At 45.5% G+C, this 15,632-nt stretch carries 13 protein-coding genes; 4 read left to right on the top strand and 9 right to left on the bottom strand.

The features are described from left to right. Positions 1–330: 330 nt before the first annotated feature. Positions 331–1,935 carry an isocitrate lyase gene (locus Q337_RS0108845; protein WP_026471294.1) on the bottom strand — a complete coding sequence of 535 codons (1,605 nt, stop codon included), beginning with the start codon at positions 1,933–1,935 and terminating at the stop codon, positions 331–333. Between the two features lie 143 nt (positions 1,936–2,078). Between Q337_RS0108845 and Q337_RS0108850 the strand changes: the two genes are divergently transcribed. Beyond that, positions 2,079–3,065 (top strand): LysR family transcriptional regulator, encoded by a 987-nt coding sequence (locus Q337_RS0108850; RefSeq protein WP_026471295.1) that lies wholly within the window; start codon positions 2,079–2,081, stop codon positions 3,063–3,065. 72 nt (positions 3,066–3,137) lie between these two features. On the opposite strand, the gene Q337_RS0108855 is transcribed toward Q337_RS0108850, so the two are convergent. Continuing rightward, positions 3,138–4,148: an AI-2E family transporter gene (locus tag Q337_RS0108855; protein WP_026471296.1), complete on the bottom strand. Its 1,011-nt coding sequence runs from the start codon at positions 4,146–4,148 to the stop codon at positions 3,138–3,140. A gap of 220 nt (positions 4,149–4,368) precedes the next feature. Between Q337_RS0108855 and Q337_RS0108860 the strand changes: the two genes are divergently transcribed. Beyond that, positions 4,369–5,670, top strand: coding sequence for a hemolysin family protein (locus Q337_RS0108860; protein WP_026471297.1), 1,302 nt, complete (start codon positions 4,369–4,371; stop codon positions 5,668–5,670). Positions 5,671–5,833: 163 nt separating this feature from the next. Here Q337_RS0108860 and Q337_RS0108865 read toward each other — a convergent pair whose 3' ends face one another. The 7 genes from Q337_RS0108865 to rplU all read right to left on the bottom strand — a co-directional run bounded on the left by Q337_RS0108865 (position 5,834) and on the right by rplU (position 11,974). Then, complete coding sequence (locus Q337_RS0108865; RefSeq protein WP_026471298.1) at positions 5,834–6,052, bottom strand: DUF378 domain-containing protein; 219 nt, start codon at positions 6,050–6,052, stop codon at positions 5,834–5,836. 346 nt (positions 6,053–6,398) lie between these two features. After that, a complete protein-coding gene (gene cysG / locus Q337_RS0108870) occupies positions 6,399–7,772 on the bottom strand; it encodes a siroheme synthase CysG (RefSeq protein ID WP_026471299.1) in 1,374 nt (457 codons plus the stop codon). 47 nt (positions 7,773–7,819) lie between these two features. Further along, entirely contained in the window at positions 7,820–9,091 is a 1,272-nt protein-coding gene (gene serS, locus Q337_RS0108875; RefSeq protein ID WP_026471300.1) for a serine--tRNA ligase, read from the bottom strand. Positions 9,092–9,242: 151 nt separating this feature from the next. Next, positions 9,243–10,286 carry a YheC/YheD family protein gene (locus tag Q337_RS0108880; protein WP_026471301.1) on the bottom strand — a complete coding sequence of 348 codons (1,044 nt, stop codon included), beginning with the start codon at positions 10,284–10,286 and terminating at the stop codon, positions 9,243–9,245. Between the two features lie 122 nt (positions 10,287–10,408). Continuing rightward, a complete protein-coding gene (gene lolA / locus Q337_RS0108885) occupies positions 10,409–11,125 on the bottom strand; it encodes an outer membrane lipoprotein chaperone LolA (RefSeq protein ID WP_026471302.1) in 717 nt (238 codons plus the stop codon). Positions 11,126–11,390: 265 nt separating this feature from the next. Next, positions 11,391–11,642 carry a 50S ribosomal protein L27 gene (gene rpmA / locus Q337_RS0108890; protein WP_026471303.1) on the bottom strand — a complete coding sequence of 84 codons (252 nt, stop codon included), beginning with the start codon at positions 11,640–11,642 and terminating at the stop codon, positions 11,391–11,393. 20 nt (positions 11,643–11,662) lie between these two features. After that, positions 11,663–11,974 carry a 50S ribosomal protein L21 gene (gene rplU, locus Q337_RS0108895; RefSeq protein WP_026471304.1) on the bottom strand — a complete coding sequence of 104 codons (312 nt, stop codon included), beginning with the start codon at positions 11,972–11,974 and terminating at the stop codon, positions 11,663–11,665. Positions 11,975–12,349: 375 nt separating this feature from the next. Here rplU and Q337_RS0108900 point away from each other — a divergent pair, with 375 nt between their 5' ends. Together Q337_RS0108900 and Q337_RS0108905 are read left to right on the top strand one after the other, a co-directional pair. Next, positions 12,350–13,336, top strand: a complete 987-nt coding sequence (locus Q337_RS0108900) for a polyprenyl synthetase family protein (RefSeq protein ID WP_026471305.1) — start codon at positions 12,350–12,352, stop codon at positions 13,334–13,336. Positions 13,337–13,379: 43 nt separating this feature from the next. Beyond that, positions 13,380–15,434: a site-specific recombinase gene (locus tag Q337_RS0108905; RefSeq protein WP_026471306.1), complete on the top strand. Its 2,055-nt coding sequence runs from the start codon at positions 13,380–13,382 to the stop codon at positions 15,432–15,434. Positions 15,435–15,632 lie beyond the last annotated feature (198 nt).

The following is a 15,632-nucleotide window of genomic DNA, read 5'->3' on the forward strand; positions in this document are numbered from 1 at the left end:
GCCAAAAACCAGTAAAAATCCACACAAGTTGTTCTTTACAATCTTTTAATGAATCAGCCCTTAATCTCTTAAGGGCCACAACACCTCGTCAGTGTCGTTCAAATCAGAGCGCGTATTCTATATCATTCACACCCTTTGTCAATCCCCAATTTAGATTTATTTGCAGAAAATTATTTGTTTTAAATTTTCTTGCAATGCTTCATCGCTTGGGGAGGTCTATATTAGCGCATTTGTAGTTTTTTGCAAGTGGTTTTGATAACTTTTTTATCTTTGAAAGATAAAAAAGCCCCACTCTTACGAGTAGGGCTTTTTCTGAACTTAATTCACGTCTTAGTGAGCAGCGAACTGGTTCATGGTGTTTTTGCTGTCATCACCAGCTTTCAGTGCATTGTCACCAGCGAAGATTTCTTTGTGATCATCACCAATGTCAGAACCAGCCATTGCCTGGTGTTTAACACAAGCGATACCGCCGCGGATTTCTTTACGCTGAACACCAGCTACATAAGCCAGCATGCCTTCTTCACCAAAGTAACCTTTTGCCAGCTCATGAGTAGACAGCGCAGCAGTGTGGTAAGTTGGCAGCGTGATCAGGTGATGGAATACACCAGCTTCACGGGCAGCATCAGCCTGGAATGTACGGATCATTTCGTCAGCTACCTGAGCCAGCTCAGTTGTATCGTAATCAGCGCTCATCAGTTTAGCGCGGTCATAAGCAGATACATCTTTGCCTTCAGCAACAAAACGGTCATAAGCCTGTTGACGGAAGTTCAGCGTCCAGTTGAATGATGGGCTGTTGTTGTAAACCAGCTTGGCATTTGGAACGATTTCCTTAACACGGTTAACCATGTGAGCGATTTCAGCAACGTTTGGCGTTGGTGTTTCGATCCACAGCATATCAGCACCGTTTTGCAGGCTGGTTACACAGTCCAGAACTACGCGGTCAATCTGGGTGCCTTCGCGGAACTGGTACAGGCCAGAAGCCAGACGAGTTGGGCGATGCAGCTTGCCATCACGCTTGATCAGGATTTCGTCGTCCTGAGCTTCAGAGATGTCGATTTCGTTAGTGTCTAAATAGCTGATGTATTGAGAAGCCAGGTCGCCTTTTTCTTTGGAAACAGGGATCTTCTGGGTCAGGTCAGCACCTTCAGAGTCGGTACGGGCAACGATCACGCCATCATCAATACCCAGTTCCAGGAATGCATAGCGAACTGCATTGATCTTGGCCAGAAAGTCTTCATGCGGAACTGTTACTTTACCAGCTTGGTGACCACACTGCTTGGCATCAGAAACCTGATTTTCAATCTGGATAGCAGCAGCACCAGCTTCGATCATTTTCTTGGTCAGCAGGTAAGTGGCTTCTTCGTTACCGAAACCAGCGTCGATGTCAGCAATAATGGGCACAACATGAGTTTCAAAGTTGTCGATCTGGCTTTCCAGTTCTTTAACTTTAGCATTGTCACCAGCAGCCTCAGCTTTTTGCAATGCACGGAACAGGTCGTTCAGCTCTTTGGCATCGGCTTGACGCAGGAAAGTATAGATTTCTTCAATCAGCGCTGGCACAGAAGTTTTTTCGTGCATAGATTGGTCAGGCAGAGGACCAAAGTCAGAGCGCAGTGCAGCTACCATCCAGCCAGACAGGTAGATGTAACGCTTGGAAGTAGTGCCGAAGTATTTTTTATTGGCAATCATTTTCTGTTGCGCAATAAAACCATGCCAGCAGCCCAGAGACTGGGTATATTTGCTGCTGTCAGCATCGTATTCAGCCATGTCCTGACGTAGAATAGCAGCTGTATACTTGGCAATATCCAAACCAGTACGGAAACGGTTTTGAACGATCATGCGCGCAGCGTCTTCTGGACGAATCGCATTCCAAGTACCGCCTAGTTTGGCTTTAACGCCACGAACGTGCTCTAGAGCTGATTGATAGGTTCCCATGACATTTTCCTGTCTTGAATGTTAGAAGTAATAAAGCGCCTATTCTAAAAAACAGATAAATATAGTGCTTTACTGATGGGCTGAGTCTACTTTTTATGCCATAATTTAGCTAATTTATCATTTTAATCTTCGGTATTTATTTTATGAATCTTGAGCGCGTCGATTTAAATTTATTAATCTATCTCGATGTTTTACTTAGGGAAAAAAATGTAACGCGTGCGGCTGAACAGCTTGGTGTCACGCAGCCAGCCATGAGCAACATTTTACGTCGCTTGCGTACGCTGTTTAATGATCCCCTATTGATTCGCTCATCTGAAGGAATGACACCAACCGAACGGGCGCTGGAATTGCAGCCCCGTATCCGTGATGCATTGTCTGACTTGTCGATGATTCTGGAACCACGTACTGAGTTCAGGCCATTTAGCAGTTCGCGGGTATTCCGGATTATGACCTCGGATTACGCTGAGGCCACACTGGTGCCCAAGCTGGTTAAAGCCATGCGCAGTGAAGCACCCAATGTGGTGCTGGACTTTTTGACGCCCAGTGATGTGTCGTATCGTGACATGGAACAGGGCAAGGTTGATCTGGCCATTAACCGGTTTAATGAAATTCCACAAAGCTTTCATCAGGTGCTGGTATGGCGCGACAGTTTTAGCTGTTTGCTGAGTGCCAATCATCCGGCAGTTGATCATTTAAGCCTGAAAAGCTACCTGGAAGCACAACATATCTGGGTATCCAAAACCGGTATGGGCGTTGGGTTTGGTGTTAATCCCGAGAAGTCTGGCGGATTGGGCTGGATTGATCAGGCACTGGAACGCATTGGCCAGAAGCGCAAGATTAGTGTGTTTACCCGGCATTACCAGATGCCTGCCCTTCTAGCCTCCAATGTTGACCTGATTGCTACCTTACCAACCCGGATTGCCCGTTTACAGGCTGAAAACCTGAATCTGGTAATTAAGGAACCGCCATTTTATATTCCGGAATTTGAGTTAAAGATGGCATGGTGTCCGCTATTACATCATCACCCCGCGCATCGCTGGTTGCGCCAACTCATTATGTTTGTGGCTCGGCAAATTATTGATGAGGAACAACGCGAAATGCTGGCCTTGCAGCCACGGCTTGAACCTTAAGGTTTTTGGTTTTAAAAATTCGGGCAGATTTTTTCTGCCCTTTTTTAATGATGGAACTGCTTATTCAAAAACTTAAATCAGCTTGGCCTGTTCAAGTTCACTTTTAAGATAAGCATAATAAATTGGGGCTGCTACCAATCCTGCCACGCCAAAAGCACCGTGAAATACCAGCATGGCAATCAGTACTTCCCATGAATTGGCCCTAATTTTGGCACCAACAATTTTGGCATTTAAAAAGTATTCAAACTTGTGAATTAGAATCAGGTAAATCAGGGTAATTACGGCTACTGATAATGAAACGGTCAGGCCAGCAATAAACACCAGGGTATTGGATACCAAGTTTCCAACCACGGGTAATAGGCCTAAAATAAAAGTTAGGATAACTAGTGTTTTGGCAAATGGCAGATGCAGGCCAAAAATTGGCAGCAACACCAGAATGAACAAACCTGACAAGATGGTGTTGATGGTTGAAATTTTAAGCTGGGCAAACACAATATTGCGAAATGCATTGGCCAGTGTCGTAATCCGGTTGATGAGTTCAGTTTTAAATAAAGGGGGTTCGTTACGCGGCATCACCTGATGCAGTGACACAATGGCACCCAATACCATGCCAATCAGCATGGTAATAAAAGCATGCAAGACATACTTGCCCGTATATTGCAGCAAACCAATATTACGCTGTACCCATTGCATGATCTGGTTTTTCAGCTCTTCCACGCTGTTGGGCAGATAGCCTGGCAAATAAACAGCAAGCTGGGTTTGCAAGTCCTGAAGCACTAGTGTAATCCGGTGACTCAGTGCTGCTGCACCACGTACATCCTGAATGATAAAACCAATCAGGCTCCCCACACTAACAATCAAGAAAGCCATGACGATCAGGCTTAACATGGCCACTACTGCCAGTCTGGCCCGCCGTCCATAAATAAATTTTTCGAAATATGGCGTGAGTGCATTGACCATTTCATAGACCAGAAAACCGGCAATAAAACAGGGCAACAGATGAAGTGGAATGAGCAACAACAAGCCAGTTGCCATAATAATATAACTGGCAATCAAGGCCTGCTTTTGGTTTAACAGTGGCATTACGTACATCGCCCTTAATCAGTTTTTGACAAAATTTTTCTTGTGGAATGTCAGATTGAATGTAGCGTATTTGCTGCTAAAAAGCTGGATTTTAAGGCACAAAACACTACAAATATTGGAATATACAAGCACCCGGGCCTTTAAGGTATGATAGGGTAAGCTGAATCAAAGTGTTAGACGGTTTTTTATTACCCGTTAGCGATAATAATCAGGTGTCGTCGTGAGCTTACTGCAAAATTTTACTGTGATTGCTGTGCTGGTGCTGGCATCGGCATTTTTGTCAATCTCCGAGATTGCTTTTGCGGCTGCCCGAAAAATTAAATTAAAACTTCTGGCTGAAAGTGGCGATCACAATGCAATAAAAGTGTTGGCTTTACAGGAACAGCCAGGTAATTTTTTTGCAACCACCCAGATTGGTTTAAATGCAGTTGCTATTCTGGGCGGTATTCTGGGTGAGTCGGCGTTTCGGCCTTATTTTGTAGAACTGGTTGGGCTGGTTTATCGTGGGCCATTTACCCAGACCATTGGCTTTACCCTGTCTTTCGTGTTTGTCACGTCAATTTTTGTATTGTTTGCCGACCTGATTCCTAAGCGGCTGGCCATGATTGCACCTGAACGGGTAGCACTGGCCGTGATTAACCCTATTAATGTGTTTATCAAAATTTGCAAGCCGCTGGCATTTTTTATCAATATGCTGGCCAATATCCTGTTTCGGCTGTTCAAAGTCAACATGACCCGTGACGACAACCTGACCTTTGACGATATTTCCGCCATTGTAGATGCTGGCGCGCAGGCCGGTGTATTACAGCAGCAGGAACATCACTTTATTGAAAACGTGTTTGAACTGGAATCGCGCACTGTCCCCTCCTCCATGACTACGCGTGAAAATGTAGTGTTTTTTTCCATTAAAGAAAGTGAAGACAGTATCCGCAAGAAAATTGCCATTTATCCGCACTCCAAATTTCTGGTTTGTAATGAAGATATTGACCATGTGATTGGCTATATTGATACCAAGGATATTTTGATCCGTATTTTAAATAACCAGTCGCTGCTACAACTCAATGAAACCACCATTCGCAGTGTACTGACCATTCCGGATACGCTGACTTTATCTGAGCTACTGGATCGCTTCCGCTCCACCAAGGAAAAGCTGGCAGTCGTGATTAATGAATATGCGCTGGTGGTTGGCCTAATTACCTTAAGCGATGTGATGAGTACGGTGATGGGCGACTGGGTGAGCCCGATGCAGGATGAACAACAGGTGGTAAAACGTGATGATCATTCGTGGCTGATTGATGGCGGCACCCCGATTGAAGACTTAAAACGGGCACTGGATCTGGATGTACTTCCTGAGGAAGGCAACTATGAAACCGCTGCTGGTTTTATTATGTTTATGCTACGCAAAATTCCCAAGCGAACCGATTTTGTTGAGTATGACGGCTATAAATTCGAGGTCGTTGATATTGATCATTACAAGATTGATCAGCTGCTGGTCACACAAGTCAGCGAGCCACTGATATAAGCCAATAATATAAAAACAACCCAAACAACTTAGTGATTGTTCTGATTAAAACCTATTTATGAAAATTATGAAAAGGACTGATTTCGGTTTAATAAAATCAGTCCTTCTCAGCCATTATTTTACTGGCAATTTTGACAGTCTAAAACTAAATGGCCTGATTGGCTCAATGCGCTACATCATGGTGTGTACGCAATTTAGTACCTGTATAAATCAGGTAAATTGCTGATACACCAACAAGAATATAAATGATACGTGATAATAAGCTCATTTCACCGAAAATCGCAGCGACCAAATCAAAGTTGAACGCCCCAACCAATCCCCAGTTTAAGCCACCAATAATTGTTAAAACGTAGGCTATCCAGTCAATCGTATTTAGTCTCATGGGTTTCTCCTGTTCAGTTGAGCATTTAGTATGCTGATAATTAAAACTTATTATGTTGGGTTGATGATAATAGGCAGTTTATTGTGTGAAGTTTGTGTGGTGTTTCAGCTATAAAACTTTAGTTCTATGACTTTTCCTTTAATACTGATAATCATCAGTTAAATAAAAGAATTTATTTTTTTATCCCAAGTCACATTTAAATATTTTTTGAACTTCTATTTTAGATCGCCAAAATTAATTTTATGAAGCTACTTTTTATAAATATTAGAATTACTATTCAACGCAGGCTAGACAAAATGCCCAGCCTTTCTTCTTTCCAGCAACTTTATATTAACATCTAGAGTGCTTACATCCACTGTAATTTATCCCTGAGTTTCACCACTTCACCGATAATGGTTAATGTTGGCGCGGCAATGCCACTGCCCTCTACCTTGGATGCAATGTCAGCCAGCGTACCAACCACTACAGTTTGTTCCGGTGTTGTCCCTTTGGACACCAGAGCAACCGGCATCTCCGGGCGCTGGCCATGTGCAATGAGTTGCTGGCAGATTTTTTCCAGACCTACCAGTCCCATATAAAGTACCAGTGTCTGGTTTTCATATACCAGTTCTCGCCATGGCAACTCGGGTGAACCTTCCTTTAGATGGCCTGTCAGGAAACGGACACTTTGCGCATAATCGCGATGGGTTAATGGAATACCTGCATAGGCTGAACAGCCTGAGGCCGCCGTTATACCAGGTACCACCTGAAACTTGACCTTGGCAGCAAATAGCTCTTCAATTTCTTCACCCCCACGGCCAAAAATAAATGGATCACCGCCTTTAAGACGGCAGACACGTTTGCCTTCCTGCGCCAGTCGCACCAGCAGAGCATTGATACCTTCCTGTGGCACCGCATGATTAGAGCGGGCCTTACCCACATAAATCCGGTCTGCATCACGACGGCATAAATTCAGGATAGGTTCGGATACCAGACGGTCATACACGATCACATCAGCTTGCTGCATCAGACGCAATGCCTTGAAGGTGAGTAAATCCGGATCGCCTGGCCCGGCGCCAATCAAATAAACTTCACCGTGCGGGTTTTGCCAGCTATCAATGAATTCAGGCATGCCAGCATTGGCCTGCGCTATATTCCCAGCCAGTACCTGCTCGGCAACTGGACTGATATACAGTTTTTCCCAGAACACCCGGCGTTGGTCGGGATTGGTAATTTTTTCCTTGACCGCTGGACGCCATTGCCCTGAAAAAGCCACCAGATCGCCCAGACGCGCAGGCAAAATGCCTTCAATTTGCGTGCGCAACTGACGTGCCAACACTGGTGATGCGCCACCAGTTGCAATGGAAATCAGTAAAGGTGAGCGATCAATAATCGCTGGCATCATAAACCGGCAATGTGGTGGGTCATCGACCGAATTCACCAGAATATTTTTAGCTTCGCAGTCAGCAAATACCTGAGCATTAACATTGGCATCATTGGTAGCTGCAATCACCAGACGATAGTGATTTAACTCAAGCTGTTGTGAATAGACAGCAGGCAGATATTGCCCGCAGGTTTTTTCAACCAGTGCCTGTAGTTGTGGCTCAATAGCGGGCGCCAGCACATCAATACAGGCACCCGCATCTGCCAGCAGTTGTGCCTTACGCCATGCAATATTGCCACCTCCCACAATTAAACAACGCTGCCGGGAAAGCTTTAAGGTAATTGGCAATAAATCCATGACACACTCACTATCGGGTTGGCACTAAAAGGTCAATTGATGAGCGGTTAGTCAATACGTTGCAAGCCACCCATATAAGGCTGCAAGACTTTAGGCACGGCAATACTGCCATCGGCCTGCTGATAGTTTTCCATAATGGCGAGCAGCGTACGTCCTACCGCAAGACCAGAACCATTCAAAGTATGTACCAACTCTGTCTTTTTCTCGCCACTGCGATAGCGCGCACTCATGCGGCGTGCCTGAAAATCACCCATATTGGAGCAACTGGAGATTTCACGGTAGGTATTTTGGCTTGGAATCCACACTTCCAGATCATAGGTTTTGGTCGCTCCAAAGCCCATGTCACCACCACACAGCAAAATTTTCCGGTATGGCAGTTCCAGTAACTGTAAAACGCGCTCTGCATGGGCAGTCAGTTCTTCCAATGCATCAAAAGAGTGCTCTGGCTTAACAATCTGCACCATTTCGACCTTTTCAAACTGATGCTGGCGAATCAGGCCACGGGTGTCCCGGCCATAGGAACCAGCCTCGCTACGAAAACATGGCGTATGTGCTGCATACTTTAAGGGCAAACGATCCGCATCAATGATTTCATCACGCACAAAATTGGTGACAGGCACTTCTGCAGTGGGAATTAGATAAAATTCTTTTTCACCTTGCAGTTTAAACAGGTCTTCTTCAAATTTTGGTAACTGGCCTGTACCACGCAAACTGTCGCTATTAACCAGAAAAGGCACATACGCTTCGGTATAGCCATGCTCAGTGGTGTGTAAATCCAGCATAAACTGAGTTACTACCCGTTGCAGACGTGCCAGCGGGCCTTTTAATACACTAAAGCGGGAACCAGTGAGCTTGGTGGCAGTTTCAAATTCAAGCCCACCCATCATCTCGCCAATATCGGTATGATCCTTGATCTCAAAATCAAACTGACGCGGCGTACCCCAGCGCAGCACTTCAACGTTATCGTGCTCACTCTTGCCTTCCGGTACAGACTCATGCGGTAGATTTGGAATATTTAAGGCTTTTTGTTCAATGTCCTGCTGCAAGCTGGCCAGTTCAGCCTCGGCCGCTTTCATTTCCTCGCCCACTGCCTGCATGCGTGCCATTAATTCAGAAGCGTCACCACCTGATTTTTTAATCTGGCCAACCTGCTTGGCGCCCTGATTGCGTTCAGCTTGCAGGTTTTCGGTTTTTTGCTGGATATTTTTGCGGTGACTTTCCAGCGCATTCCACTCGGCAACATCCAGTTGAACGCCGCGTTTGGCTAGCGCAGCATTAACGACATCAATATTGTTTCTTAATAATTTGGGATCAATCATGATTCATGGATAACAGCAAAAAAGATTGCCGATAGTGTAAAGGCTAGACAATTGAAAATATAGGGGCAACCACGACTGATCGCTAAAGACTCGCCTAAGCTATAAAGCCGCCCGGTGCCATGTTTGCCGTGGCCTCTTTTAAAAGACTGCCCTACAAAACAGTAGGTAAAAAATTATGGGCAAATGGTGGCCTTGCCTGTTGCACCAGATACTCCATATAGCGAACCTGTGCCATAGCCACGGGAAAGTTCATAAAGCCTACGCCTGCACCGGCATTCACCTCGTAAATGTAGACCCTGCCCTGTTCGGTAATGGCAACATCAAGCCCCAGCGCATCCAGATAATAAGGATAGAAAGTCTGGAATCTGCTGGGAAACTCACGGGCTATGCGCAAGATTTCCGCATGCACAATATTTTTCACGGCAGGAAACTGCTGTTCCAGGAACAGGGTTTCGCGGGTGCTTATCAATGCTCCCTGCATGCCGTTGGTAACGGTATGACTGGCATCAAGGTTGACATAGGGAAAATATTTAATCAGCTGCCACTCGGCATTTTCACCACGAGCCAGATGAATGCGCCATACGATGGTTTGTCCCTGCCGGGTTAGCCCCACAATATAGGGACTCATCAGATAAGCTTTGCCATGAATATTTTTCTGGTAAAAACTGTCCAGCTGATCCAGCGCAATAAACTCGTTTTGTTGTTGATGCTGAACCTGTACGGTATGACCGTTGAGAAACAGGGTATAAATTCCTCTGGCCTGAAGACCTGCCGTAGGTTTTAAAATCACTCTCTGATGCATGTGCAGATAGACTGAAATCTGGGGCGCATGCTGTACGGGGATAACTTCAATCAGGTTTTGCTGAATACAGTCAATTTTTTCCAGTTTTTCCGAGACAGCAGCCTTACTACCAATCCGGTGTGTCGTAAAAGGAATCTGTTCGGCCAGCTTAAGATAGATGGGCTTGTCCTCTATGGCCATTGTAAGGCGATTCTGGATCACATGAGGAAAGGGAAAGCTCTGCTTAATAATTTTGTCCTGAATCAAGGTTTTCCCTGCAATGATCCGTTTTTCAAAATCAACATTGCTTGCGGTAAATACAAAAGCATCATGTCCAAAGGCCTTTGCCACGGTAATTAGGCATTTTTCCAGATCGGTCAGACTGGCGACCCTTTTTAGTATTCCTATCCGCATACTTTTAAATTCTCATTCATGCCTGCTGCCTGCAGTTTTTGCTGTTATGGTTACTGCTTATACTATCAAGAAAAAAGGCCAGATAAGCTGACCTTTTTTAAGTTAAGGATGCCTGTACTGCCTTACTGATCAATAATATCAGTACCCTTGGGCGGCGTAAAATTGAAAGCATTATTGCTCAGGGCCGGATTTAATTTGACATTGTTAAAGTTAATGGTGGTTTGCTGGCCTAGGGAATCTTTCAGAATCATTTGAGATGGCGCGTTATTAGTAAAACGGATTCCTAGGCTTTCAAACACGCCATCCTCACTTTTCGGATATAGCACAAAATAAGGCTCGCTTCCATTAGGCTGGGTTACCCGGAATGATTTCATGATAGTGCCGGGCTGCCCGGACAATAACAGTGCTGGCGTATTGCCCACCTGCTCATCCAGATTCTGGCGTACAGCCTGCTCAAGATCAGGATCGTAAATCCAGACCGTTTTGCCACTGGTCACAATGAGTTGTTTGGCCGGACTGGTGGTTTCCCATCTAAACTGACCAGGACGCTTTACCTGCATGGTGCCGACAAATTTCTGGTTCAAATGGGTGCTTTTAAGCCCCTGATTGGCCATTGGTCGTGCGGGTGCTTTACCACTTGCTTGCGTGGTTTGCACAAAACTGGCCTGCATACTGCCAAGACGTGACAGGTACTGGTTCAAACTGGCTGTAGCTGCACTTTCACTAATCTGATTACTATTCTGGGCAGGCGCTGCATAGGCACTTAAAATAAAAGCAGGCGTGAAGAATACACTGGTGGTCAATAGTGTGGTAAGTAACGTATTTTTAATCGTTTTCATAAGATACCCTTAAAGCAATGTATTGATTCAACAACAGTAAATATGCCAATTAAACTGTGAATATTCTAGGTTACAACTGTGTATTGAATAGTAAAAATGTCAATGTTTTTCTAATGTTGAATAAAATGCGGCTTATTTATGAAATATTTTGTAATACCTTATCCACACTATTAGAGCTGTTTATTTGTCATAGAGAAATTTTAACGCTAAATAATAAAAAACCCGCTAGAGTAGCGGGCTTTTTATCTGTGTAGACAGTGAAGTATTACACTACAGTCACGTAGCGACGGCCAAAAGCGCCTTTAACTTCAAACTTAACTACACCATCAGCAGTTGCAAACAGGGTATGGTCACGACCAAGACCTACGTTTGCACCTGGATGGAATTCTGTACCACGTTGACGCACGATGATGTTACCAGCAACAACAGTTTGACCGCCGTAAACTTTAACACCCAGCATCTTTGGATTGGAATCACGACCGTTACGTGTGGATCCACCAGCTTTCTTGTGAGCCATGTCTTATACTCCTCGTATGATTAGCCGTCGATACCGGTAATTTTCAGCTCGGTAAACCATTGACGGTGACCTTGCTGCTTACGGTAGTGTTTACGACGACGCATTTTAACGATGCGAATTTTGTCGTGACGACCATGACCAAGCACTTCTGCGGTTACGGTAGCGCCAGCAACTACTGGTGCACCAATTTGAATGCTGTCGCCATTCACAACCATCAGTACATCATCAAATGTAAGGGTTGAGCCAGTTTCAGCTTTTAACAGTTCAACTTTTAGCGTTTCGCCAATAACAACACGATGCTGCTTGCCGCCGCTTTGAATTACTGCGTACATGAATGTACTCCATCATGCCCGTGTCGTCGTGCCGATAACGGATTTTATCGATCTTAAAACGAGCGCCACTGGGGGTACTTGCAAGGGGACGTATTTTAGGCAAAGGCTTGGGCTTTGACAAGGTCTTTTGCGGGCTTTTAACCATATTGCTGCTTAGGCTTTGGTTTTATTACCTTAATTAAAAATAAACTGTTGAATATAATACTGGAAGTTGTGTTTTTGACTAGTTAGCATAACGTGCATACAGCAGTTGCCTTGAGGGCTAGGACTTTAGGCAGGTGACAGCCTGACCACTTGGTTTTTTGCAGCGTTTTTGGGTATAACAGTATTTAGCAGCTTATAAAATACAATGCATTTTTAGGGTTTTTAAAACACATGGTTGATTTCAAACAGGATATTCTTGCCCCTGTCGCTAGCGACTTTGCTGCAATGGATCATTTTATTCAAACTGGCATTAATTCCAAGGTGCCTCTGGTGATGTCGGTTAGTCGCTATGTGGTGGAAGCTGGTGGCAAGCGCATGCGTCCCTTGATGTGCCTGCTGGCGGCGCGTGCCTGTAGTAATGTGGATAACAATCTGGATAAAGAGGCCAGTTTGCGACTGGCAGCCATTATTGAAATGCTGCATACCGCAACCCTGGTGCATGATGATGTGGTGGATGAATCCGGCCTGCGCCGTGGTCGCCCAACGGCCAATGCCACCTGGAATAATGCAACGGCGGTACTGGTAGGTGACTACCTGATTGCGCGTGCCTTTGACCTGCTGGTGAGCTTAAAAGACTTTAGCTTATTACAGGAATTTTCATCTGGCACCTGTGAAATTGCCGAAGGTGAGGTATTGCAGTTGCAGTACCAGCATAACCCGGATACCGATGAAGCCACCTACCTAAAAATTATTCATGGCAAGACTTCACGCCTTTTCGAACTGGCGACTGAAGGTGCTGCAATTCTGGCGGGTCAGCCGCAGCACCGTGCGGCACTAAAAGCCTACGCCGGACATTTTGGTAATGCCTTTCAGATTGTGGATGACATTCTGGACTATACGTCGGATGCCGACACACTGGGCAAGAACATCGGTGATGACTTGATGGAAGGCAAACCGACGCTGCCGCTGATCGCTGCCCTGATGAATGCAACACCTGATGAACAACAATTATTAAAAACAACCATACAGACAGGTGGCGTAGAATCGCTGGACCGAATTATCCGTATTGTTCAGGACTCAGGTGCGCTGGATTATTGTCGTAAGCGTGCAACCGAGGAAACACATAATGCCGTTGCTGCACTGGACAGTTTGCCTGATTCCATTTACCGGCAGGCGCTGGAAAATCTGGCGCGTCTGGCGCTGACCCGTATTAGTTAACTTTATATGCTTTACACTTTTTTATTCAGGGACCATGCCTGTTATGCACATTGATTTTCATGATCTGTTTGAGAGCATGGAGGCCCAGTTAAAAAAAGGAGATTTTACCCAAGCCACCCCGGATACACTGGTTGAACTGGTAGCACGCCTGCGCCCCAAAGATGCCTATGATGAAGAAGAAATTCAGGATCGGCTGGGCGAGCTGATTGAGCTATTAATTGCCAAGCCGCATCATGCCACCATATTGCATGACTATATTATGTCAACGCTGGCCAATTACCAGCAGATTAGCCTGTATGCGGACAGTAGCCTGCTGGGCAATGAAAGTTTTTTTAGTGAACTCACTCGGCGGATTGGCAATCATTTCCTGCCACCGCTGCGTGACCAGTCCCAGTTAAGCGATTTATTCCGTCAGGTTTTCTGTCACCGCTATGACCCGATATGGCTGGATCATATTGATCTGGCCTGCTGGCAGGAGCTAATGACCCTGATTGTCCAGCCGTATGGAAGAATTGACTTGCGGGTACAGGCACGCGAACAGGTACTGAATGCCATGATGGTGATTTCGTACCGGATTACAGCTTTAAGCCTTGATCCTGAATTTGCCCATGCCTACCCTGACCTGAATGAATATGAATCACCTTTTTTAATTCAAAACCGTGAAATTCTGGATTTTATCCAGCGCTATCGCGAATATACCTCAGAAGAAAATCTGCGCTGGCCGCCACTACTCCCTGATGAAAAACAGGCATTGGTCATGCTGGACCAGTGTAGTGATGTGCTGAACCGTATCAAGCGTGGTACGCGGCGCAGTGGGGTAAGCCTAAGCCTGACCAATATTTTACTTAAAATGGATCAATGCCTGACCCGTATTGAATTGCTGTTTTATTTATTGCTGGATGATGCGATTCAGGTACAGGACTCGCTGATTGCCCTGCTACGCCAACTGAGCAAAACCCAACTGGATGCCACCAGTATTCGTGGGCTAGTGTCTGCCAATACCGAGCTGCTGGCCCGGCAGGTGACGGAAAATGCCAGTCGCACTGGCGGACATTATGTCAGTACCGACAAACAGGGCTTTGTAGACATGTACCGTTCGGCAGCCGGTGCAGGCATGATCATTGCCTGTATGTCTACGCTAAAAATACTGGCCGGACGGCTAACACTGGCGCCATTAAGTCAGGCATTTATTTACAGCATGAACTACTCGCTGGGTTTTATGCTGATTCATATCCTGCATTTTACCGTGGCGACCAAACAGCCTGCCATGACAGCTGCAGCACTGGCAGCTACCGTTCAGCAAAATATTGGCAACCGTGCCGCGCAAATGGCGGAGCTGGCAGAACTGACGGTCAACATCATGCGAACCCAGTTTGTGGCCATTCTGGGTAATATTTCAATTGCCATGCCCACGGCCTTTATTATTACTTCATTCTGGCAATTCAGCACGGGGCAGCCATTGCTCTCCCCACAAAAGGCTGAATACCTGCTGCACAGTATCAATCCGTTTACTTCGCTGGCCATTCCGCATGCAGCCATTGCTGGCGTATGCCTGTTTTTATCTGGGCTGATTGCAGGCTATTACGACAACCTTGCTGTCTATCGTAAAATTGGACCACGGATGCGCCAACACCCTAAACTGAATCAGTGGCTGGGGGCTGAGCGGCTGGATCGTGTGGCCGGATATATTGAACAGAACCTGGGCGCACTGGCCGGCAATTTCTGGTTTGGTATCATGCTGGGCAGCGTTGGCACCATTGGCTTTATTTTAGGGTTGCCGATTGATATTCGCCATATTGCCTTTTCGTCTGCCAATTTTATTCAGGGCTTGATGTGCGTCAATGGCATGCCCGACATTGGTCTGGTGGTGGTGTCATTTCTGGGCGTCATGCTGATTGGCCTAACCAACCTGCTGGTGAGTTTTGGCTTGGCCCTGTTTGTTGCCCTGCGCGCGCGTCAGGTGAAGTATGAGCAATGGCGTCCGCTGTTGCGCCTGCTACTCACCCATTTTATGACCCGGCCTTCCGATTTTTTCTGGCCGCCTAAAGAAGACAAAACCACAGCTTCGCTTGAAGATAAATCCTCTTCTCACTTCTAAAAACTGCATTTCAGGATAATTTTCTTGCTGTGCAGGCCGATTTTATAATTAAAAAATAACTGGTTACTTATTATTTTTTGATTATTTAAGTTATTTTTAAAAAATAGGCTTGATTAAAGTGTACTGGCTGGTACACTTTTACTGCTTAGATGATGACTAATTATTTTTATGCTTAACGGTAAGCACAGTGAAAATAAC

The organism is Alkanindiges illinoisensis DSM 15370, from assembly GCF_000619845.1.
Lineage (GTDB): Bacteria > Pseudomonadota > Gammaproteobacteria > Pseudomonadales > Moraxellaceae > Alkanindiges > Alkanindiges illinoisensis.

What these genes read in the sequence shown, in the direction of transcription:
- Q337_RS0108900 (WP_026471305.1), top strand. Translation starts at nt 12,350, where the DNA reads ATGGTTGATTTCAAACAGGATATTCTTGCCCCTGTCGCTAGCGACTTT.
- rpmA (WP_026471303.1), bottom strand. Translation starts at nt 11,642, where the DNA reads ATGGCTCACAAGAAAGCTGGTGGATCCACACGTAACGGTCGTGATTCC.
- cysG (WP_026471299.1), bottom strand. Translation starts at nt 7,772, where the DNA reads ATGGATTTATTGCCAATTACCTTAAAGCTTTCCCGGCAGCGTTGTTTA.
- Q337_RS0108865 (WP_026471298.1), bottom strand. Translation starts at nt 6,052, where the DNA reads ATGAGACTAAATACGATTGACTGGATAGCCTACGTTTTAACAATTATT.
- Q337_RS0108845 (WP_026471294.1), bottom strand. Translation starts at nt 1,935, where the DNA reads ATGGGAACCTATCAATCAGCTCTAGAGCACGTTCGTGGCGTTAAAGCC.
- Q337_RS0108905 (WP_026471306.1), top strand. Translation starts at nt 13,380, where the DNA reads ATGCACATTGATTTTCATGATCTGTTTGAGAGCATGGAGGCCCAGTTA.
- lolA (WP_026471302.1), bottom strand. Translation starts at nt 11,125, where the DNA reads ATGAAAACGATTAAAAATACGTTACTTACCACACTATTGACCACCAGT.
- rplU (WP_026471304.1), bottom strand. Translation starts at nt 11,974, where the DNA reads ATGTACGCAGTAATTCAAAGCGGCGGCAAGCAGCATCGTGTTGTTATT.
- Q337_RS0108855 (WP_026471296.1), bottom strand. Translation starts at nt 4,148, where the DNA reads ATGCCACTGTTAAACCAAAAGCAGGCCTTGATTGCCAGTTATATTATT.
- serS (WP_026471300.1), bottom strand. Translation starts at nt 9,091, where the DNA reads ATGATTGATCCCAAATTATTAAGAAACAATATTGATGTCGTTAATGCT.
- Q337_RS0108880 (WP_026471301.1), bottom strand. Translation starts at nt 10,286, where the DNA reads ATGCGGATAGGAATACTAAAAAGGGTCGCCAGTCTGACCGATCTGGAA.
- Q337_RS0108850 (WP_026471295.1), top strand. Translation starts at nt 2,079, where the DNA reads ATGAATCTTGAGCGCGTCGATTTAAATTTATTAATCTATCTCGATGTT.